Below are 21220 nucleotides of genomic sequence, written 5' to 3'. Positions count from 1 at the left end.
GCACCCGGCGGCGCGGCTGACGCGGCTCGGTACCGGCGCCTGCGGCCTGGCAAAGCCGGTTCCGCGGTGCCCCGCGGCGGACTCATCTGCCGCGTTTGGCCCGGGCTGGCCGCTTCAGCACCCCGCCGAGCAGGGTACCGATGCTCTGCTCGATGATCTGCTCGGGCGTGCAGCCACCCCCGGGCTGGTACCAGCGCCCGATCCAGCTCAGCGCGCCGGCGATGACGAAGGCCGTCATCTTCGGGTCGCAGGGCTCGAGTGCGCCCTCCTCGACGCCCTGAGCCACCAGGCGGCGAAATGCCTGGTCGATCTCGCTTTTCATGCGCCGCAGCTCGGTCCGGCTGGGCTCGGGCACCTCCTCGTCACCGACGCGGATCAGGCACATGCCGAAGGGCTGCATCACGATGTCGGCATACACCCGCATGCAGGCACGCAACTGGTCCACCGCATTGCCGCCGGCAGCGCGTGAAGCCTCGATGCCCTCCAGCGTCATGCGCAGGCCCTTTTTCACGCACTGCAACAGGATCTCGTCCTTGTTCTTGACGTAGTAGTACAGCGTCGGCTTGCTCACGTTCAGGCGCGCCGCGATGTCGTCCAGCGAGGTCGCATGAAAGCCCCGCTCATTGAACAACTGCGCCGCGGCCGACAGCACCGCCAGGCGCTTGACCTCGCGCTGCTGCCGTCGGTCGGCCCTGCTGGCCCAGGGAGACGGCGCGGATGCGGAGACGGGAGCGGACACGGACGGGCCGGACGGAGAAGCAGGCAGGGTCTTGGACATGGCAGGCATCAGTGTCGCATCGGGAAAATCCCAATGCCAAGGTGGGCGCGGGCTTCCAGAATCTACTCATCAGTAAGCACTTTACGTATTAGTAGGTTCACGGACACCCGGACAAACCCGCCTCGCCATGACCATTCCCCAATCGCCCCCTGCGGTCCCCGCTCCCCTGCTGCAAGTGGACGGTGTCACGCTCTCGTTCGGCGGTGTGCATGCCCTCAGCGGGGTGGGGTTCGAGGTGCAACCGGGCTCCATCACGGCCGTGATCGGCCCCAACGGGGCCGGCAAGACCTCGCTGTTCAACACGATCTCGGGCTTCTACCGCCCCAACGCGGGCAGCATCCGCTTCCAGGGGCAGGACATCACGCGCCTGCCGGCGCCGCGCCGCGCCCGGCTGGGCCTGGGGCGCAGCTTCCAGAACATCGCGCTGTTCCGCGGCATGACGGTGCTCGACAACATCAAGCTCGGCCGCCATGCGCACCTGAAGACCAACGTGTTCGACGCCCTGCTGTACGTGGGCCGCGCGCGGCGCGAGGAGGCCGAGCTGCGCCGCGACATCGAGGAACGCATCATCGACTTCCTCGAGATCGACCACATCCGTCATGCGCCGGTCGCGGCACTGCCCTACGGCCTGCAAAAGCGCGTCGAGATGGCGCGCGCACTGGCCATGCAGCCGCAGATCCTGATGCTCGACGAACCGGTGGCCGGCATGAACCGCGAAGAGACCGAGGACATGGCCCGCTTCATCCTCGACGTGCGCGCCGAGTGGGGCGTGACGGTGCTCATGGTCGAGCACGACATGGGGCTGGTGATGGATTTGTCGGACCACGTGGTGGTGCTCAACTTCGGCCAGGTCATCGCCCAGGGCACGCCGGCCGTGGTGCAGGCCGATCCCGAGGTCAACCGCGCCTATCTGGGCTCGGGCGACGTGGGCGAACTGCGCCGCAAGCTGCGGGCGGCCGCCACCCCGCAAGGAGCGCAGTGATGGATTGGGCCTACCTGTTCGAGATCAGCCTCACCGGCCTGGCCAGCGGGGGCCTGTACGCCCTGGCGGCGCTGGCCTTCGTCATGGTCTACAAGGCCACGCGCGTGGTCAACATCGCCATCGGCGAGATGCTGATGGCCGGCGCCTACCTGTTCTTCACCTTCTCCGCCATGTGGGCGCTGCCGCTGTGGCTGGCGATTCCCGCGGCCGTGCTCGCCAGCGGGGTGCTGGGCGCGGTGATCGAGCGCACGGTGATCCGGCCGCTGCTGGGCGAGCCGCCGATCTCGGTGTTCATGGTCACCGTCGGCCTGGGCTCGGTGCTGGTGGGGCTGGTCGAGATCCTCTGGAGCGCCGACCAGCGGCGCCTGCCCGACTTCATGCCGACCAGTCCGATCATGGTCGGCGACGCCTTTCTCGCACCCAAGGTGTTCTGGGGCGCGGTGGTCGCCGCCTTGTTCATCGCGGCCGTGCTGCTGCTGTTCCGCTACTGGCGCGGCGGCGTGGCCCTGCGCGCCACGGCCAGCGACCAGGCCGCGGCCTATTCGGTCGGCATCAACGTGCCTCGCGTGTTCTCGCTGGCCTGGGTCGCCTCGGCCATGCTCGCGGCCGTCTCCGGCATCATCGTCGGCTCCATCGGCGGCATCTCCTCGAGCATGGGGGTGTTCGGCCTGTCGGTGCTGGTGGTGGTGATCGTCGGCGGTCTGGACAGCGTGCTCGGCGCCCTCATCGGCGGCCTGCTCATCGGCGTGGTCGAGGCACTCGCCGGCGCCTTCCTCGGGGGCGAGTACAAGCTGCTGGCCACCTTCCTCGTGCTGGTGGCGATCCTGATGGTGCGCCCCTACGGCCTGTTTGGCACGCACGAGATCGAACGTCTGTAAGGGCTGACCCCACATGCGCATCGGAACCCTCAAGGAAAGCTACGTTGCCGACGCGGCGCTGTTCGATTCGCGCACGCAGAAGGTGTGGCTGGCCATCGCGGCCGCGCTGCTGGCGCTGTTCCCGTTCATGGCCAGCGACTACTGGCTCTACATGGCCTGCCTGGTGGCGATCAACGTCGCCAGCGCCACGGGCCTGAACATCCTCACCGGCTACACCGGCCTGGTGAGTCTGGGCCAGGCCGCGTTCATGGGTCTGGGCGCGTACACGGTGGCCATCGTGCAGGCGCACTGGAACACGCCCTTCGTGCTCAACCTGCTGGCCGCCGGCGCCGTGGCCATGGTCGGCGGCGTGATCGTGGGCATCCCCTCGCTGCGCGTCAAGGGCCTGTACCTGGCCATCGCCACCATCGCCGCCTCGTTCATCGCCCACTTCCTGTTCGCCAACCTGGCGATCACGGGGGGCACCGGGGGCATCTCGATGCAGCCGGCACGCGTGTTCGGCATCGACCTGGACACCTCGTTCCGCCTGTACTGGCTGATCGTGCCGGTGATGGTGCTGATGCTGCTGGGCGCGGCCAACCTGTTCCGTACCCGCATCGGACGCGCCTTCATCGCCATCCGCGACCGCGACATCTCGGCCGAGGTGCTGGGCATCCCGCTGCTGCGCTACAAGCTGCTGTCCTTCGGGCTGTCATCGTTCTACGCCGGCGTGGCCGGGGGCCTCTGGGCCTACTTCTTCCGCGTCGTCACGCCCGAGAGCTTTCCGCTGTCGATGTCGATCTTCTTCCTCGCGGCCATCATCGTCGGCGGCATGGGCTCCATCCTCGGCTCCATCCTGGGTGCCGCGTTCATGACCATGGTGCCCGAGCTGCTCAAGCTGGTGTTCGACCTGCTGCCCGGCGGCATCGAGCTGACGGTCTTCCTCTCGCCGGTGCGCCTGGTGGTCTTCGGCGCGCTGATCATCGGATTTCTGGTCTTCGAGCCGCTGGGGCTCGCAGAAATGTGGCGCCGCACGCGCCGGTTCTTCCACCTTTGGCCCTTCCGCAACTGAGCATTTCGCCACCACAAGCAAGGAGACAGACATGGGCAAGACAAGCACTTCCATCCGGCGCCGCCAACTGATGCTGGGCGCCGCCGCCACGGCCGGTGCCGCCGCACTGACACACCCGCTGTCGGTGCTGGCGCAGGGCGCCGAGGAAATCGTCATCGGCGGCTCCATCCCGATGACGGGCGTGTTCGCGTTCGCCGGCGTGGGCATCAACGCGGGCATCGCCGACTATGTGAAGATCGTCAACGACGCCGGCGGCATCGCGGGCCGCAAGGTGCGCTACGTGCCCGAGGACACCGGCTACAAGGTCGACGTGTCGGTGGCGGCGTTCAAGAAGATCACCAGCCAGAACAAGGTGAACCTCTATTACGGCGACTCGACGGGCTTTTCCAAGACCATCAACCCCGAGCTGGAGCGCAACGGCAACATCCTGATGGCCGGTGCCTCGTTCGCCACCGAGCTCAACGACCCGAAGAAGTACCCGAACCAGTTCCTGGTCGGCCCCGACTACACCGAGATGTTCGGCATCCTGCTGAACCACATCGCCAAGGAAAAGCCGGGCGCCAAGGTGGCCTTCGTCTATTCCGACTCGGAGTTCGGCCGCGATCCGATCGACGAGAGCGAGGCCCTGGCCAAGAAGCTGGGCCTGTCGGTGCCGGTCAAGATCATGACGCCCGCCGGCAGCGTGGACGTGTCCACCGAGGTCATCAAGCTGCGCCGCGCCGCGCCCGACTACACCATCTTCCACGGCTACATCCTCGCGCCCATCCCCGAGTTCATCACCCAGGGCAAGCAGCAGGGCATGACCAGCAAGTGGATGGGCACCTTCTGGACCATGGACAGCTCCACGGTGATGAAGATGGGTCCGGACGGCGACGGCTTCATGGGCGTGATGCCGTTCCGCTACTACTACGACACCGAGAAGGCGCCGATGCTGGAGAAGATCCGCGCCATGCGCCCCGAGTACCAGAGCACGGCCTACCTGCAGGGCTTCCTGACGGCCATGCTGTTCCTGGAATCGGCCAAACGCACGCTGGCCGCCGGCCAGCCGCTCAACGGCAAGAACCTCAAGGCCGCCCTGAACTCCATCAAGGACTTCGACACCGGCGGCATCATCGGCACGCCCATCACCATCAGCGGCAACTCCATCCCGGTGGGCCGGGTCTACCGGGCCGACATGAAGGCGCAGAAGATGGTGGCCGTCTCCGACTGGATCAAACTCTGATGCACTCCCTGCGCCGCTTCGTCTTCTCCCGATACGGGGGCCCGCGAAGCGGCCCGAGGTAACCCGCCATGCCGTCTCCACTCAGCAGCCAGGTCCTCGAGGTCAACAACATCGAGGTCATCTACAACAAGGCGGTGCAGGCCCTGCGCGGCCTGTCGCTGGCCGTGCCGCGCGGCCAGATCGTGGCGCTGCTGGGCAGCAACGGCGCGGGCAAGAGCACCACGCTCAAGGCGATCTCGGGCCTGCTCTCGCTGGAGAACGGCGAACTCGAATCGGGCACGGTGCTGTTCAACGGCCAAGACACGGCCGGCGTGCCGCCGCAGCAACTCGTGCGCCAGGGCCTGTCGCACGTGATGGAGGGTCGCCGCGTGTTCGAGGACCTGACGGTGGAGGAGAACCTCATCGCCTCCACCTACGCCCTCACCGGCCGCAGCGGCACCGGCGCGCCCGACTTCGATCTGGTCTACAGCTATTTCCCGCGCCTGCACGAGCGTCGCAAGGGCCTGGCAGGCTACCTCTCCGGTGGCGAGCAGCAGATGCTGGCCATCGGCCGCGCGCTCATCGCCCGGCCCCAGCTCATGCTGCTGGACGAACCCTCGCTGGGCCTGTCGCCCAAGCTCACCGAAGACATCTTCGGCATCATCGCGCGCATCAACGCCGAGCACGGCACCTCGATGCTGCTGGTCGAGCAGAACGCCACCGTCGCGCTGGCCGTGGCCCACCAGGGCTACATCATGGAGAACGGCAAGATCGTCATCGACGGCACGGCCGAGCGCCTGGCCAATGACCCCGACGTGCGCGAGTTCTACCTCGGCATGGGCGGCAGCGGCGAGGCCAAGAGTTTCCGGCACATCAAGCACTACAAGCGCCGCAAGCGCTGGTTGTCGTAACCGCCATGACGCAAGCCCTCCCCGAACTGACCCTGCCCCGGATGCTGCGCCAGCGCGCGGCGCAGGACGCGGCCCGCGTGGCAATCCGCCAGAAGGACTACGGCATCTGGAAGCCCTTCACCTGGGCCCAGTACCACCAGCGGGCCAGCCACTTCGGCCAGGGTCTGGCAACGCTGGGCCTGGCGCCCGGCGGGCACGTCGGCATCATCTCGGAGAACCGCATCGAATGGGTGCTGGCGCAGATGGGTGCCGGCCTGATCGGCGCGATCACCGTGGGCGTGTACCCGACCAGCCCCTCGCCCGAGGTGGCCTATGTGGTCGGTCACGCCGACATCGAGATCGTGGTCTGCGAGGACCAGGAACAGACCGACAAGGTGCTCGAGGCGCTGCCGCAACTGCCGCGCCTGAAGAAGATCATCGTCATCGAGACCAAGGGCCTGCGCAGCTTCGCGCCCGAGGTGCGCGCCCTCATCGCCACCTTCGACGAGGTTGAGCGCCTGGGCGCGCAGTCGGGCAACGCGGCGCTCATCGATGCAGCGCTTGCGCGGCAGACGCTGGACGACATCGGCCTGATGATCTACACCTCGGGTTCCACCGGCAAGCCCAAGGGCGCGATGATCTCGTGGCGCAACATGCGCGCGGTGGTGCCCGGCATCGTGGACCGCCTGGGCCTCTCGCGCGAGACCACGCACCTGTCCTACCTGCCGTTGTGCCATGTGGCCGAGCAGATGCTCACCACCTTCTGCCCCATCTACCTGGGCTCGCAGGTCAACTTCGGCGAATCGATCCGCACCGTGCAGGAGGACCTGCGCGAGGTCGCGCCCACCATGTTCCTGGGCGTGCCGCGCATCTGGGAAAAGCTGCACGCGGCCATCAGCATCAAGATGCAGGAAACCGGGCCCGTGCGCCGCTGGCTGTTCGCGCGCGCCATGGCCGCCTGCGCGCCGCTGGCCGAAAAGCCCCGCCGGGACTGGACACTGGCCGAGCGCCTGCGTTTCGCGCTCGCGTACGGGACCATCTTCCGTGCGTTGCAGAATTTCATCGGCCTGCGCGAGGCCAAAGTGGCACTGACCGGCGCCGCCCCCATCCCCCCGGACGTGGTGCGCTTTTTCCGCACCCTGGGCGTACCGTTGATCGAGGTCTATGGCCTGACCGAATCCACCGGCATGATCACCGGCCACCAGCGCGAGCACGTGGTGATCGGCACCGTCGGCCCGGTCACGCAGGGCGTGCAGTACCGCATTGCCGAGCAGGCCGACGGCGCCCCCGGTGGCGAGCTGCTCATCAAGGGTGACATGGTGTTCGTGGGCTATTACAAGAACCCCGAGGCCACGGCGCAGGCCATCCGCGACGGCTGGCTGCACACCGGCGACGTCGTGCGCGAAGTGGACGGCCAGATCAAGATCGTGGACCGCCTCAAGGACATCATGATCACCGCGGGCGGCAAGAACCTGACGCCCTCCGAGATCGAGAACACCATGAAGGGCAGCCCCTACATCAAGGAGTGCATCGTCGTGGCCGAGGGGCGCAAGTTCGTCGGCGCGCTGGTGCAGATCGACTACGAGACGGTGGGCAAGTGGGCCGAGGCCCAGCGCATCCCGTTCACCCATTTCCGCTCGCTGGTCGAGCACCCGCAGGTGCGCGAACTCATCGAGGCCGAGATCGGCCGCGGCAACGCGCAACTGGCCCAGGTGGCACACATCCGGCGCTTCCACCTGCTGACCAAGGAGCTGGACCACGACGACGGCGAGGTCACCGCCACCATGAAAGTGCGCCGTGCCAGCATCTACCAGACCTATGCGACCGAGATCGAGGCCCTGTACGCCTGACCCTTCTCTCACCCGAGACCCTGCCCCATGTCCGACCTGTCCGACGCCTCTCCCCTGCTGCTCACCCGCGAAGGGGCTATCGCCACGCTGACCTTCAACCGGCCCGCCGCGCTCAACGCGATCGATGTGCCGATGGCCCAGGCCTTCCTCGCGGCCATGCGCGCGCTCTCGGACGACGCGTCGGTGCGTGCCGTGGTGATGCGTGGCGCCGGCAAGGCCTTCGTCGCCGGCGGCGACCTGCCCACGCTGCGCGCCGACCCGGCGCGGGGGGCGGCGGACCTGCTCACGCCGCTGAACGAGGCCATGCTGCTCATGCACGGGCTCAACGCCCCCGTGATCGCGCAGGTGCACGGTGCGGCCGCCGGCGGTGGCCTGAGCCTGATGCTGCACGCCGATTTCGTGCTGGCGGCCGAAGGCACGCGCTTCAACCTGGCCTACATCAACCTCGGCACCTCGTGCGATGTCGGCGCCTCATGGTTCCTGCCACGGCTGGTCGGCCTGCGCAAGGCGCTCGAAATCGCCCTGCTGGGTGAGACCTTCGATGCGCAGGAGGCCCTGCACACCGGCCTCATCAACCGCGTGCTGCCGGCCGGCGAGCTGGAAGCCGCCGTGCAGGCACTGGCCCGGCGCCTGGCCGATGGTCCCACGGTGGCCCATGGCCACATGCGGCGCCTGATGCGCGAGGGCTTCCAGCGCGACCTGGCGGCCCAACTGGCGGCCGAGGCCAGCGCCTTCAACGACTGCGCCCACACCGCCGATCTGCCCTCAGGCATCGCCGCCTTCCTGGACAAGCAGCCGGCACGCTTCCAGGGACGCTGATCCCTTCTTCTCTTCACGACAAAAAAGGCCGGCGCCCTTTCAAGGGCACCGGCCTTCTGGCCGTGAGGGACCTGCGCCGGTCAGCCGCAAGACCCCAGGTGCCCGCAGGAAGTGCAGTAATCGCACCCGTCCTTGCGGATCATGGCATGCGCGCCGCATTCCGGGCATTTCTTGCCGGCCATGACGCCGGTCGGCATGCCGGGCAGCTCGGGCGCCGCGGGCGTCATCGAAGACGCCTTGTGGTTCGCCACATGCTCGGCACGGCGTGCCAGGATGTTCTGGATCGCGAAGGCAATCGCCGCCACCTCGGAGTCGTGCCACATCGGCACGTGCGTGCCGTCGGCCTTTTCGTAGGTGCCCAGACGCACCGGGCCGCGGTCCCAGGCCACCTTGCGCATGTCGCGCAGCGCGCGGCCCAGGAAGCCGCCGCGCGCGGCCAGCGACAGCATGCGCATGGTCGAGGTGATCCACTGCTGCGACTCGCCGCTCTGGCCCACCGGCATGAAGAACTCGATCGCGCGCTCCACCGTGCCCACGCCGTCGGCGGCGGGCACCGGCAGGAACGAGACGATGATGTACAGCGTCTTGTGGCCTTCCTGCGTCCAGTACTCGATCTTGTCGGCCACGGCCGACAGCGCGCCCTTGGGCCGGCTTTCGATCACCGTGCGCATCGGGTCCACCGGCGGGGCGGCGACCTCCTCCTTGGCCTTGGCCTCGGGCGCCCCGGTGTCGAGCACCGACCCCAGGATGGTGTTGGGCCGGTAGGTGGCCAGGCCCTTGAGCCGGGCACGCCAGGCCTGCCGGTACAGGCCCTTGAAATCCTCGTAGGGGTACTCGGCCGGCACATTGACCGTCTTGGAGATGGCCGTGTCCACGAAGGGCTGCACCGCCTCCATCATGGCGATGTGCTCGTCCGCCGTCATCGCCAGCGCATTGACGAAATACTCGGGCAGCTGGTCGGCATCGCCGCCGAGTTCGCGGTACAGGCGCCAGGCATGGTCTTCCACCGCGTACTCGCTGGTCGAGCCATCGGCCTCGCGCTTCTTGCGCCGGTAGGTCCAGGAGAACGGCGGCTCGATGCCGTTGGAGGCGTTGTCGGCAAAGGCCAGGCTCACGGTGCCGGTGGGTGCGATCGACAGCAGGTGGCTGTTGCGGATGCCGTGCTTGCGGATCGCCTGCTGGATGTCCTTGGGCAGGCGACTGGCGAAGGTGCCGGCCTGCAGATAGCCGTTGGCCTCGAATTTGGGGAAGGGGCCCTTTTCCTTGGCCAGTTCCACCGACGCGCGGTAGGCGGCGTTGCGCATGCGCTCGGCAATCTGCGCCGCCATCGTGCGGCCTTCCTCGCGGTCGTAGCGCAGGCACAGCATGGCCAGGGTGTTGCCCATGCCGGTGAAACCCACGCCGATGCGGCGCTTGGCGTGGGCCTCGGCGCGCTGCTGCTCCAGCGGCCAGAAGGTCAGGTCCAGCACGTTGTCCAGTGCCCGCACCTGGGTGGCCACCACCTGCTCGAAGGCGTCGAAGTCGAAACTGGGCAGGCCGCCAAAGCCGAACGGATGGCGCACGAAGCGCGTCAGGATGATCGGCCCCAGGTCGCAGCAACCGTAGGACGGCAGCGGCTGTTCGCCACAGGGGTTGGTCGCGGCGATGCCCTCGCAGTAGCGCAGGTTGTTGTCCTGGTTGATGTGGTCCAGGAACAGGATACCCGGCTCGGCGAAATCGTAGGCCGAGGTCATGATCGTGTCCCACAGCTCGCGCGCCGCCACGGTGCGGTAGACCCACTGGCCGTCGGCGCGCTGGTAGGCGCCCTGCTCGAGCAGCCTGGCTCCGGGCTTGGCGCGGTGCACCAGTTCCCAGGGCTGGTCGGCCGCCAGCGCCTCCATGAAGGCGTCGGGCACGCCGACCGACACATTGAAGTTGTTCCAGCGGCCGGGCGTGCGCTTGGCGGTGATGAACTCCAGCACGTCCGGGTGGTCGATGCGCAGCACGCCCATCTGCGCGCCGCGCCGCGCGCCTGCGCTCTCGACCGTGGAGCAGCTCTGGTCGAACACGTTGATGTAGCTGCACGGGCCCGAGGCCATGGAGTGCGTGCCGCGCACCTCGGCGCCCTTGGGCCGGATGCGCGAGAAGTCATAGCCCACGCCGCCACCGCGGCGCATGGTCTCGGCCGCCTCGCGCAGGGCCTCGTAGATGCCGGGATAGCCCTCGTCATCAAAGCCCTGGATGCAGTCGCCCACCGGCTGCACGAAACAGTTGATCAGCGTGGCCTGGATGTCGGTGCCCGCCGCGCTCATGATGCGGCCGGCGCCGATGGCGCCGGCATGCAGGTTGTCCAGGAACTTCTGTTCCCATTCGGCACGCAGCGCATCCTTCTCGACCGAGGCCAGCGCCCGCGCCACGCGCCGGAACAGGTCCTCGATGCCGGTTTCGTCCCCTTTCAGGTACTTCTCGGCCAGGACGTCCTGGCTGATGGGCTGGGTGCGGGTCAGGTCCTGAGCCCGCAGTTCGGTATCTCGTTTCATGGTGTACGTTCAGCTGTTGCCGGCGCTGGTGGCCGGCCTCTGGTGGATCAGGCCGCGGCCGGATGGTGTCCAGCCAGCAGCCATTGCAGGAGATCGCGCACCGGGCGAATGTCGCTGCCAAAGGGCAGACGTCCCGCCCCCCGGAAAAACAGGCCTTTGCGCTGATCCCCGGCCAGTGCATGCCCCAATTGCTGGTCAATGCAGAACTGGCCCATCTCGGCCTTGCCGTCGCGCAATCCGCAACGGGCGAGGCAGTCGAAGGCCATATTACAACGGCTTTTGACGTGCGCCACCGCCTTGAGCTTGGATTCCACCCTCAAATACTTGTCCAACCAGGGGGTCCGCACCGCCCTCGCCGGCAAACCTGCTACGCTCACGAACTCCACGATGTCCTCGGGCCGGGCCTCGGCCAGCACCTGCTTGAATGCCGCGTCGGCATCGCACTCCTGCGTCACGGCGAACGCGGTACCCATCTGTACCGCGCTGGCACCCAGGTTCTGCAGCCGCTCGATGTCCTCGTGCGAACTGATGCCACCGGCGGCGATCAGCGGGATCTCGCGCTCGATGCCGGCCTCGCGCAGGAAAGCCAGCACCTGCGGGATGACCACCTCGAAGTCGAAGCGGTGATCGCCCAGGTCGTCGATGCGGGCCGCGCCCAGGTGGCCGCCGGCCAGACGCGGGTGCTCGATGACGATGGCATCGGGCAGGCGGCCCTTCTTCTCCCACTTGCGGATGATCAGCTGCACGCCGCGCGCATCCGAGAGGATGGGAATCAGCGCCACATCGGGGTGGTCGCAGGCCAGGTCCGGCAGGTCCAGCGGCAGGCCGGCGCCGACCACGATGGCGTCCACCCCGCTGGCCAGCGCCTGGCGCACGTAGTCCTCGTAGGCCGACAGGGCCTTCATCACGTTGACGGCGATCAGGCCATGTCCCTGGGCGATTTCGCGCGCGCGGCGGATTTCCCGGTCGAGCGCGATGAAATTGGCCCGATCGATGCGCTCGCGCGCATTCTGCGTCTTTTCCAGGGGGGCGGTTTCGGCCATCAGGTCAGGGTGCAACCGGCGCAGGTCGATCGACGACACCGTGCCCATGCCCCCGTGGCGTGCCACGGTACCGGCCAGCCCGCCGGCCGACACCCCCACCCCCATGCCACCCTGCACCACGGGTATCAGCGTCTTGCCGTGCAGTACCCAGGGGCGCAGACCTGTTTCGCGGGCCAGTTGCACCAGCCGCAGGGCTGGGTCGGTGTTCAGGTCGGCGTCATGAGGGGGAAATGCGTCGGCGACGCGCAGGGCTTGGTCATTCATTCGGCAGGGTCCACAGCACCCGGCCAAAAAGAAGGAATACCGGGCAAATAGGGCAAGCTTACCGGCTGGCCCGCCGCTGCTCCTTGTCCTGCATCAAGCCCCGAACCGATGCCCCTACACCGGTCAGGGTGATGGCGCCGCCACCTCGGACATCGGCAACCAGGGGTTCATGGTGGCCCGCGCGAAGTCCGTTTCGCCCATCAGCAGGTCCAGCATCAGCGACGCCAGATCGTCGGCCAGCGGCTCGGCCAGCGGGTCTTTTTCCTGGTTGACCAGCTTGCGATAGGTGTGGCAGGTGCCGCAGGTCTCGGCCACGACCACGTCGCCGCCATCCTGCACGCTCTGGTAGCGCACGTTCTGGGTCGACTCGCAATGGCTGCATTTGACGCGCACCATGTGCCACTCGGTGCAGCAGGTGCCGCAGTGCAGGTAGCGCAGACCGGCCTCGCGTCCGCCGATGCGCAGCACGCTCACCACCGGGGGTGTGCCGCACACCGGGCAGACCGTGGCCGGCTCGGCATACGGGACTTCGGCCTCGTTGAGGTGGCTGGCCTGGTCGGCGAACACCACCTGCAGCGCAGCCACGACGATGGGCGCCGCCGCCAGGTCATCGGGCTCGTTCAGCAGGCCCGCCAGCACGCGCCGGGCCAGTTGGTCACGCGCCTCGGGTGTCAGCGTGCGCAGGCGTTCCAGCACCGGCAGCAGTGCCGCCGGCAGCCCGGCATCGGCCTGCACCGCATCCAGCAGGCCATCGAGCACGCCCTGCCACGCCGGGTCGATCTGGCTGGCCGCCTGCACCAGGGGCATGCCATGCGCGTTGGCACGCCGGACGGTGTCGGCATCGATCGGCGCCGTCAGGACCGTGGCGGCGGCCTTGTGCTGCGCCCTGGCCAGACCGGCCAGAAAGCGCAGATAGTCGCCGATGGGATGGCCATCGGCCAGTTGCACCAGCCGCGCGGCGCGGTCGGCAAACAGGCTGGACGGCTGCGGCAGCCGGACCCGGGGCAGGCTGGTGCGGTCAAGGGCCTCGATTTCGCCCGGTTGGAGAATGCGTTGTGGCACGGTCAGTTGTTGTCCCCGGTCATCTTGCGGTACCAGCCGCGGTGGTGCTGTTTGGCCCAGGCCCTGGTCACGGTACCGTACATCATGGCGCGGATGGTGCCACGGGTCCAGATGGCCGCGTAGACGTGCAGGATGATCAGGCCGATCATCCACACGGCCGCTGCCGCATGCACCACCGAGGCGATGCGCACCACATCGACCGGCAGGTTCAGCCAGGCGCGCCACATGAGCACGCCGGACGCCAGCAGCAGCACCATGCCCAGCACCAGCCCCCAGAACAGGACCTTCTGGCCACCGTTGTACTTGCCCTGCTCGGGCATGTCGTGGTCGTTGCCATCGACCATCTTGTTCACGTTCCTGAGCCACTCGATGTCGCGCGACTCGATCAGGTTGAGCGCGGCGAAGCGGACCACCATGAGCAGGAAGAACACGGCCATCACCACCCCGATGTAGGGATGCAGGATGCGCGTCCAGGTGCCGCCGCCGAACAGCATCGTGAGCGGGAAGAAGGCCGGATGGAAGAACGCCAGGCCCGAGAGCGCCAGCAGGATGAAGCAGATGCCCACGATCCAGTGGTTGGCGCGCTCGCCGGCCGTGTAGCGCTGCAGGTCGCGTGGATTGCGTATCATGGCTGGCTCTCCTTCTCGGCGGCATCGGCCTCGCGGTCCTTGCGGTCCATTTCATCCTCCAGTTCCTTGGCCACCTCGTTCGGCCCCTTGGTGATGAAATGGAACAGGCTGCCCAGCGCAGCCACACCCAGCGCGGCCATCGCCAGCGGCTTGGCCATGCCTTTCCACAGACTGACCATCGAGCTGATCTTCGGCTCGTCGGGCAGGTCCGCGTACAGCGAGGGCTGGTCGGCGTGGTGCAGCACGTACATCACGTGGGTGCCACCCACGCCGGCCGGGTCGTACAGGCCCGCCTTCTCGAAACCGCGCTCCTTCAGGTCGGCGATGCGCGTCTCGGCGTGGTCCTTCATCGCCTGCTTGGTGCCGAACACGATGGCACCCGTGGGGCAGGTGGTCACGCAGGCCGGCTCGCGCCCGACCGCGACGCGGTCCGAGCACAGGGTGCACTTGTAGGCCTTGTGGTCCTGCTTGGAGATGCGCGGCACGTTGAACGGGCAGCCGGTGATGCAGTAGCCGCAACCGATGCAATGCTCCTCGTGGAAATCCACGATGCCGTTGGTGTATTGCACGATCGCGCCCGGCGAGGGGCAGGCCTTCAGGCAGCCCGGGTCCTCGCAGTGCATGCAGCCGTCCTTGCGGATCAGCCACTCCAGGTTGCCGCTGGCCTCGTTCTCGTATTCGGTGAACTTCATCACCGTCCACGCGTTCTCGGTCAGGTCGGCCGGGTTGTCGTAGACCCCCACGTTGTGGCCCGGTTCCTGGCGCAGGTCGTTCCATTCCATGCAGGCGGTCTGGCAGGCCTTGCAGCCGATGCATTTGGAGACATCGATCAGCTTGGCCACCTCGCCCGACTGCGGGGTGCGCGCCTGGGGTGCCGGCGTGGTGGTGGCCGACAAGCGCTTGATATCAAGGGATTGCAGTGACATCCGGCGCCTCCTAGATTTTCTCGACCTTCACGAGGAAGGTCTTGAATTCCGGTGTGTTGGTGTTGCCGTCGCCCACAAAGGGCGTCAGCGTGTTCGCCAGGAACCCGGGCTTGGTCACGCCCTTGAAGCCCCAGTGGATCGGAATGCCGACATGGTGGATGTCGCGTCCCTCGATCTTCATGGCCTTCATGCGCTTGGTCACCACGGCCACGGCCTTGATGTAGCCGCGCTTGGAGCTGACCTGGACGCGGTCACCCGCCTTGATGCCGAGCTGCTCGGCCAGCGCCTCGCCGATCTCGACGAATTGCTCGGGCTGGGTGATGGCATTGACCAGGGCGTGCTTGGTCCAGTAGTGGAAGTGCTCGGTCAGGCGGTAGGTCGTGCCCACATGCGGGAATTCGTCCGCCTTGCCGAAGGTCTCCCAGATGTTGGCGAACACGCGCGCGGCCGGCGAGGACGTGGCCTTGGCGTTGTCCGGGTACATCGGGTTGTAGCCCAGCGGCGTGTCGAACGGCTCGTAGTGGGTGGGGAACGGCCCCTCGTTCATCGCCCGGCGCGCGAAGAAGCGCGCCACCCCTTCGGGGTTCATGATGAACGGACCGGCCCCCGTCTCGGGTGCCAGCGCGGCACCGAAGTCGGGCACATCGGCTCCGCCCCAGCTCTTGCCGTTCCACTCGACCAGCTTGCGGCGCGGGTTGAAGGGCTTGCCCTGCAGGTCGGCCGAGGCGCGGTTGTAGAGCACGCGCCGGTTGGCCGGCCAGGCCCAGGCCCAGTTCAGCGTGTTGCCGATGCCTGTCGGGTCGCTGTTGTCGCGCCGCGCCATCTGGTTGCCCGCCTGCGTCCAGGCGCCGGCGTAGATCCAGCAGCCGCAGGCCGTGGAACCGTCGTCGCGCAACTCGCCGAAGCCCGAGACCTGCTGGCCCGCGGGGCGCAACACCTTGGTCGGGTCTTTCGGGTCGAGCAGATCGACCAGCGCCTTGCCGTTGTACTCCTTGGCCAGCTCCTCGGCGCTGGGGTGCGCCGGATCGGCGTAGCGCCAGTCGAGGTTCAGGATCGGGTCGGGGAAAGCCCCGCCGTCCTTGGCGTACAGCGCCTTCAGGTGCGCGTGCAGGCCGGCCATGATGGCGATGTCGGTCCTGGCCTCGCCCGGGGGCTCGGCCGCCTTCCAGTGCCACTGCAGCACGCGGCTGGAGCTGACCACCGCGCCCTCTTCCTCGGCGAAGCAGGTGGTGGGCAGGCGGAACACCTCGGTCTGGATCGAGGCCGTGTCCACATCGTTGTACTCGCCGTGGTTCTTCCAGAACTCCGACGTCTCGGTGGCCAGCGGGTCCATCACGACCAGGAACTTGAGTTTGGCCAGCCCCTGGCGCAGCCGGTTGCTGTCCGACAGCGCCGCGATCGGGTTGAAGCCCTGCGCGATGTAGCCGTTGACCTTGCCCTCGTGCATGAGCTGGAAGATCTGCAGCATGTCGTACTGCTTGTCCAGCTTGGGCAGGTAGTCGAAAGCCCAGTTGTTCTCGGCCGTGGCAGCGGCGCCGAACCAGGACTTCATCAGGCTGACATGGAACTTGGGATAGTTCTGCCAGTAGCTCATCTGGTTGGCACGCAAGGGCTTTTGCGTGCGCGAGGCGATGTACTGCTGGTAGTCCTGCTCCTTCTCGCCCGGCAGCGACAGGTAGCCCGGCAGGCTGGCCGACAACAGCCCGAGGTCGGTCAACCCCTGGATGTTGGAGTGCCCGCGCAACGCGTTCATGCCACCACCGGCCACGCCGATGTTGCCGCACAGCAGTTGCACCATGGCGGCACAGCGCAGGATCTGCGCACCGGTGGAGTGCTGGGTCCAGCCCAGGGCGTACATGATGGTCGCGGCACGGCCCGGCACCGCCGTGGACGCGAACATCTCGGCCACGTGCAGGAACTTCTCCTTCGGCGTGCCGCAGACGCTCTCGACCTTCTCGGGCGTGTACGACGCGTAGTGCTGCTTCATCAGCTGGTAGACACAACGCGGGTGCTGCAGCGTCGGGTCCGTCCTGACGTAGCCGTCCTCGCCCAGTTCGTAGTCCCAGGTCCGCTTGTCGTAGGTACGCGCCTGCTCGTTGTAACCCGAGAAGATGCCGTCCACGAACTCGTAGTCATCGCGCACGATGAAGCTGAAGTCCGTGTAGTTGTGCACGTACTCGTGGTGGATCTTGTCGTTGCTCAGCAGGTAGTTGATGATCCCGCCCAGGAAGACGATGTCCGAGCCCGAGCGCAGGGGGGCGTAGAAATCCGCCACCGCCGCCGAGCGGTTGAAGCGCGGATCGACCACCATGAAGTGCGCCTTGTTGTGCGCCTTCGCTTCGGTCACCCACTTGAACCCGCAGGGGTGCGCTTCGGCGGCATTGCCGCCCATGATCAAAACAACGTCCGCATTCTTGATGTCGACCCAATGGTTCGTCATCGCTCCACGGCCAAACGTCGGGGCAAGACCTGCCACCGTCGGGCCGTGTCAGACACGTGCCTGGTTGTCGAATGCGAGCAGGCCCCAGGAGCGGGCCACTTTGTGCGTGATGTAGCCGGCTTCATTGCTCGATGCGGAGGCGGCGAGCATGCCGGTGGAAGTCCAGCGGTTGACCGTGAGGCCATCGGCCGTGGTGGCCTGGAAGTTGGCGTCGCGGTCTTCCTTGAGCAGCCGGGCGATGCGGGTGAGCGCGTCGTCCCAGGACAGACGCTGCCACTCGTTCGAGCCGGGCGCGCGGTACTCGGGGTACAGCAGGCGGTTCGGGCTGTTGATGTAGTCGAGCAGGCCCGCACCCTTGGGGCACAGCGTGCCGCGGTTGACCGGGTGGTCCGGATCGCCCTCGATGTGGATCACCGAGGACTTGGCGTTCTTGCCGCCGGTGCCCAGCGAGTACATCAGGAGGCCGCAACCGACCGAGCAGTAGGTACAGGTCTGGCGCGTGACCGTGGTCGAGGCCAGCTTGAACTGGCGCACTTCGGCCAACGCGGTCGCGGGCGAGAAACCCATCAGCGCCAGGCTCGAACCGGCCAGGCCGGCACCGCTGACGCGGAAGAAATGGCGGCGGTTCATGTCCATGACGGACCCTCCCGCCACAGGTGGTCTGTGAGCTGCTTCATCGTGGTGCGGGCCCCTGGAAGAGCCTCTGTTCATGACAAACCTTGCGGGGGGGCGTCGGTATGCGGCACCTGTCGGGTCGGCACGCGGCGGCCAGGAAACCAATGGAGCCGGATGGACATGGGGCGCTGGCCTGTGCGCGCACCCCAGGAATCTCCGGGCTGGCAGTGCGGGTTATACCCGCCCCGTGCGAAATGTGCAATCCGCCGTCCTGCGCGCTGCTATCAGAATTGCTGCATTGCAGCAAGGCGGGGCGCTCAGCCGCGCATGGCGGCCGCGGCAATGTCCAGCGAGCGCAGGCGCAGGGTCGGGTCGAACACATCGCTCACCAGCATGAACTCGTCGGCCCGCGTGGCATCGGCCAGTTGCTGCAGACCGGCGCGCACCGTGGCCGGCCCGCCCACCACGGCACAGGCCAGAAAGTCGCCGATCGCGGCCTTCGAACGCGCATCGAGTCCGGCCATGAAGCCATCGATGGGCGCCTGCAACAGCCCCCGGCGCCCGGTAAGAATGCCCAGCACCCGCTGGTAGGTGCTGCTGGCCAGGTAGTCGGCTTCGGCGTCGTCGGGCGCCGCGATCAGGGGCACGCCGACGATGACGTAGGGCTTGGCCAGCGTGGCCGATGGTTTGAAATTCTGCCGGTACAGGTGCAGCGCCTGCAGCAGATAGCGGGGGGCGAAGTGCGAGGCGAACGCATAGGGCAAGCCGCGCTCGGCCGCCAGTTGGGCCGAAAACAGGCTGGAGCCCAGCAGCCAGATCGGCACGTGGGTGCCCGCGCCGGGCGTGGCCACCAGACGCTGACCCGGCTGCGCGTCGCCCAGCAGGCGTTGCAGCTCGGCCACGTCGCGCGGAAAGTCCTCCTCGGTCTCGACGCGGTCGCGGCGCAGCGCGCGCATGGTCAGCGGATCGGTACCCGGCGCGCGGCCCAGGCCCAGGTCGATGCGGCCCGGGTACAGCTCGGCCAGCGTGCCGAAGGCCTCGGCCACCACCAGCGGCGCGTGGTTGGGCAGCATCACCCCGCCCGAGCCGACACGGATGTGCCGCGTGCCGCCGGCAATGTAGCCCACCAGCACCGCCGTGGCGGAGCTGGCAATGCCGGGCATGTTGTGGTGCTCGGCGAGCCAGTAGCGGGCGAAGTCCAGCCGCTCCGCATGCTGGGCCGTACGCAGGGCGATGGCCAGCGCATCGGCCACCGTGCCGCCTTCGCGCACGGCCACCAGATCCAGCATGGACAATCGGATATCGGACAGGGATATGGGCAAGGCGTTCATGAGCGCGATTGTGCGCTGCCTGGGCGGCCCGTGCGCCCATGGGGCGGATGCCCTCACGCCAGGCTCCGGGTCGGCCGTCGGCCTCTGGTCCGATGCGCGCAGCCTTGGTAGGCTTGGCACCGTTCCCCGTGCCCTGTTGCCCTATCGCTTCACGTCTTCATGCCCACACTGTTCGACCCCATCCAGGCCGGCGATCTGCGCCTGGCCAACCGCATCGCCATGGCACCCCTGACACGCAACCGCTCGCCCGGTGCCGTGCCACAGCCGATCACCGCCACCTACTACGCGCAGCGCGCCAGCGCCGGCCTGCTCATCACCGAGGGCACCGCCATCAGCCACCAGGGCCAGGGCTACGCCGACGTGCCGGGCCTGTACGCGCCCGAACAGATCGAGGGCTGGCGGCCAGTGACCCGGGCCGTGCACGAGCGCGGCGGCTGCATCGTCACGCAACTGTGGCACGTGGGCCGCGTCTCGCACAGCGAACTGCAACCCGGCGGCGGCGCACCCGTGGCGCCCTCGGCCATCACCGCCAGGGCCAAGACCTACCTGATCGACCGCGCCACCGGCCAGGGCGGCTTCGTGCCCACCTCCACGCCGCGGGCGCTGGATGCATCGGAGCTGCCCGGCATCGTTCAGGACTACGCGAACGCCGCGCGCCAGGCCGTGGCCCACGCGGGCTTCGACGGCGTGGAGATCCACGCGGCCAACGGCTACCTGCTGGACCAGTTCCTCAAGACCGGCGCCAACCAGCGCACCGACCACTACGGTGGCGCCATCGAGAACCGCGCCCGCCTGCTGCTCGAGGTCACGCGCGCGGTGGTGGACGCGGTGGGTGGCGGCAAGGTGGGTATCCGCCTGTCGCCGGTGACGCCGGCCAACGACATCGTGGATGCCGACCCGCAGCCCCTGTTCGGTTACGTGGTGCGCCAGCTCGCCGCGCTGGGCCTGGCCTACGTCCACATCATCGAGGGTGCCACCGGCGGCCCGCGCGAACTGCCCGAGCGCCCCTTCGACTATGCCGCGCTCAAGGCGGCCTACCGCGAGGCCGATGGCCAGGGCGCCTGGATGGTCAACAACGGCTACGACCGCACCATGGCGGCCGAGGCCGTGGCCAGCGGACGCGCCGACATCGTCGCCTTCGGCAAGGCCTTCATCGCCAACCCGGACCTGGTCGAGCGACTGCGCCGCGATGCCCCGCTCAATCCCTGGGACCAGAGCAGCTTCTACGGTGGCGGCGAAAAAGGCTACATCGACTACCCGACGCTGGCCACCGACGCCATCAGCACCACCGCCTGAGCGGGCACCGCTCCATGCCCGACGCCCGCCACCCGCCCACGCTGCACCGCTCGCCCGTCGTGCGCGCCCTGCTGTGGCTGGCCGGCGGCGTCTCGCTGGCGCTGGGCCTGATCGGTGTGGTGCTGCCGGGTCTGCCCACCACGCCCTTCATCCTGCTGGCAGCCGCCTGCTGGGCCAAGGCCTCACCGCGCCTGCATGCCCGGCTGCTCGGCCACCGCCTCACCGGCCCTCTGCTGCGCGACTGGGAAGCCACGCGCAGCCTGACCCGGCGCACCAAGGCCATCGCCGTCGGCTCGATGCTGGTGATGGTGGGCTTCTCGATCTGGACCTTCCGCGGGCGCGTCCTGGCCCAGATCACGCTGGCCGTGCTGGCCGCGATCGGTACCTGGGTGGTGCTCAGGATCCCGACACGCCGCCCCTGATGCCCCGGGCCAGCGCCCGCCCGCTCACCCCGCGCGCCGCGCCAGCACCTCGAACGCCGGCAGCGTCTTGCCTTCCAGCACCTCCAGGAAGGCGCCACCGCCGGTGGAGATGTAGCCGACGTCCTTCTCGATGCCGTACTTGGCGATCGCGGCCAGCGTGTCGCCACCGCCGGCGATGCTGAAGGCACTCGATTCGGCGATCGCGCGGGCGATGGTTTCGGTGC

The 21220-nt window shown here is 67.9% G+C and carries 18 protein-coding genes; 9 read left to right on the top strand and 9 right to left on the bottom strand.

What is annotated here, in order from left to right:
* Nucleotides 1–82 precede the first annotated feature (82 nt).
* Nucleotides 83–778 (bottom strand): TetR/AcrR family transcriptional regulator, encoded by a 696-nt coding sequence (locus PHQ87_RS03065; protein WP_300231098.1) that lies wholly within the window; start codon nt 776–778, stop codon nt 83–85.
* A 127-nt stretch (nt 779–905) separates the two neighbouring features.
* Between PHQ87_RS03065 and PHQ87_RS03060 the strand changes: the two genes are divergently transcribed.
* The 7 genes from PHQ87_RS03060 (at nt 906) to PHQ87_RS03030 (ending at nt 8449) form a co-directional block, all read left to right on the top strand.
* On the top strand, nt 906–1760 hold the full coding sequence (locus PHQ87_RS03060; protein ID WP_300231096.1) for an ABC transporter ATP-binding protein: 855 nt from the start codon (nt 906–908) through the stop codon (nt 1758–1760).
* The gene (locus PHQ87_RS03055; protein ID WP_300231094.1) at nt 1760–2638 is read left to right on the top strand and encodes a branched-chain amino acid ABC transporter permease; all 879 of its coding nucleotides are present in this window, start codon (nt 1760–1762) and stop codon (nt 2636–2638) included. Before PHQ87_RS03060 ends, PHQ87_RS03055 begins: the two co-directional genes overlap by 1 nt.
* A gap of 13 nt (nt 2639–2651) precedes the next feature.
* On the top strand, nt 2652–3689 hold the full coding sequence (locus tag PHQ87_RS03050) for a branched-chain amino acid ABC transporter permease (protein WP_300231092.1): 1038 nt from the start codon (nt 2652–2654) through the stop codon (nt 3687–3689).
* A 31-nt stretch (nt 3690–3720) separates the two neighbouring features.
* Nucleotides 3721–4911, top strand: a complete 1191-nt coding sequence (locus PHQ87_RS03045; RefSeq protein WP_300231090.1) for an ABC transporter substrate-binding protein — start codon at nt 3721–3723, stop codon at nt 4909–4911.
* 68 nt (nt 4912–4979) lie between these two features.
* On the top strand, nt 4980–5801 hold the full coding sequence (locus PHQ87_RS03040; protein WP_300231088.1) for an ABC transporter ATP-binding protein: 822 nt from the start codon (nt 4980–4982) through the stop codon (nt 5799–5801).
* 5 nt (nt 5802–5806) lie between these two features.
* Complete coding sequence (locus PHQ87_RS03035; protein ID WP_300231086.1) at nt 5807–7630, top strand: AMP-binding protein; 1824 nt, start codon at nt 5807–5809, stop codon at nt 7628–7630.
* A 27-nt stretch (nt 7631–7657) separates the two neighbouring features.
* On the top strand, nt 7658–8449 hold the full coding sequence (locus tag PHQ87_RS03030; RefSeq protein WP_300231084.1) for an enoyl-CoA hydratase-related protein: 792 nt from the start codon (nt 7658–7660) through the stop codon (nt 8447–8449).
* Between the two features lie 80 nt (nt 8450–8529).
* On the opposite strand, the gene PHQ87_RS03025 is transcribed toward PHQ87_RS03030, so the two are convergent.
* The 7 genes from PHQ87_RS03025 to PHQ87_RS02995 all read right to left on the bottom strand — a co-directional run bounded on the left by PHQ87_RS03025 (nt 8530) and on the right by PHQ87_RS02995 (nt 19278).
* Nucleotides 8530–10968 (bottom strand): adenosylcobalamin-dependent ribonucleoside-diphosphate reductase, encoded by a 2439-nt coding sequence (locus tag PHQ87_RS03025; RefSeq protein WP_300231082.1) that lies wholly within the window; start codon nt 10966–10968, stop codon nt 8530–8532.
* A gap of 47 nt (nt 10969–11015) precedes the next feature.
* A complete protein-coding gene (locus PHQ87_RS03020; protein ID WP_300231080.1) occupies nt 11016–12275 on the bottom strand; it encodes a nitronate monooxygenase family protein in 1260 nt (419 codons plus the stop codon).
* Between the two features lie 123 nt (nt 12276–12398).
* Nucleotides 12399–13337: a formate dehydrogenase accessory protein FdhE gene (gene fdhE / locus PHQ87_RS03015; RefSeq protein ID WP_300231077.1), complete on the bottom strand. Its 939-nt coding sequence runs from the start codon at nt 13335–13337 to the stop codon at nt 12399–12401.
* A gap of 2 nt (nt 13338–13339) precedes the next feature.
* Nucleotides 13340–13966, bottom strand: coding sequence for a formate dehydrogenase subunit gamma (locus tag PHQ87_RS03010; protein ID WP_300231075.1), 627 nt, complete (start codon nt 13964–13966; stop codon nt 13340–13342).
* Nucleotides 13963–14892, bottom strand: coding sequence for a formate dehydrogenase subunit beta (fdxH, locus tag PHQ87_RS03005; protein WP_300231073.1), 930 nt, complete (start codon nt 14890–14892; stop codon nt 13963–13965). The genes PHQ87_RS03010 and fdxH overlap by 4 nt, the downstream gene beginning before the upstream one ends.
* 10 nt (nt 14893–14902) lie before the next feature.
* On the bottom strand, nt 14903–17968 hold the full coding sequence (gene fdnG, locus PHQ87_RS03000; protein WP_300231070.1) for a formate dehydrogenase-N subunit alpha: 3066 nt from the start codon (nt 17966–17968) through the stop codon (nt 14903–14905).
* 296 nt (nt 17969–18264) lie between these two features.
* Nucleotides 18265–19278 (bottom strand): LLM class flavin-dependent oxidoreductase, encoded by a 1014-nt coding sequence (locus tag PHQ87_RS02995; RefSeq protein WP_300231068.1) that lies wholly within the window; start codon nt 19276–19278, stop codon nt 18265–18267.
* A gap of 159 nt (nt 19279–19437) precedes the next feature.
* On the opposite strand from PHQ87_RS02995, the gene PHQ87_RS02990 reads away from it, so the two are divergent.
* Both PHQ87_RS02990 and PHQ87_RS02985 read left to right on the top strand, forming a co-directional pair.
* Complete coding sequence (locus PHQ87_RS02990; RefSeq protein ID WP_300231065.1) at nt 19438–20574, top strand: alkene reductase; 1137 nt, start codon at nt 19438–19440, stop codon at nt 20572–20574.
* A gap of 14 nt (nt 20575–20588) precedes the next feature.
* On the top strand, nt 20589–20996 hold the full coding sequence (locus PHQ87_RS02985; protein ID WP_300231063.1) for a YbaN family protein: 408 nt from the start codon (nt 20589–20591) through the stop codon (nt 20994–20996).
* A gap of 24 nt (nt 20997–21020) precedes the next feature.
* Here the strand turns inward: PHQ87_RS02985 and pgk are convergent.
* Nucleotides 21021–21220: phosphoglycerate kinase (gene pgk, locus PHQ87_RS02980; protein ID WP_300231060.1), on the bottom strand; the 200-nt coding region annotated here is incomplete at its 5' end.

Source organism: Hydrogenophaga sp. (genome assembly GCF_028698005.1).
Lineage (GTDB): Bacteria > Pseudomonadota > Gammaproteobacteria > Burkholderiales > Burkholderiaceae_C > Hydrogenophaga.
Note: the sequence above shows the minus strand (reverse complement) of the source record. Positions and strands in the feature narration are given on the sequence as shown.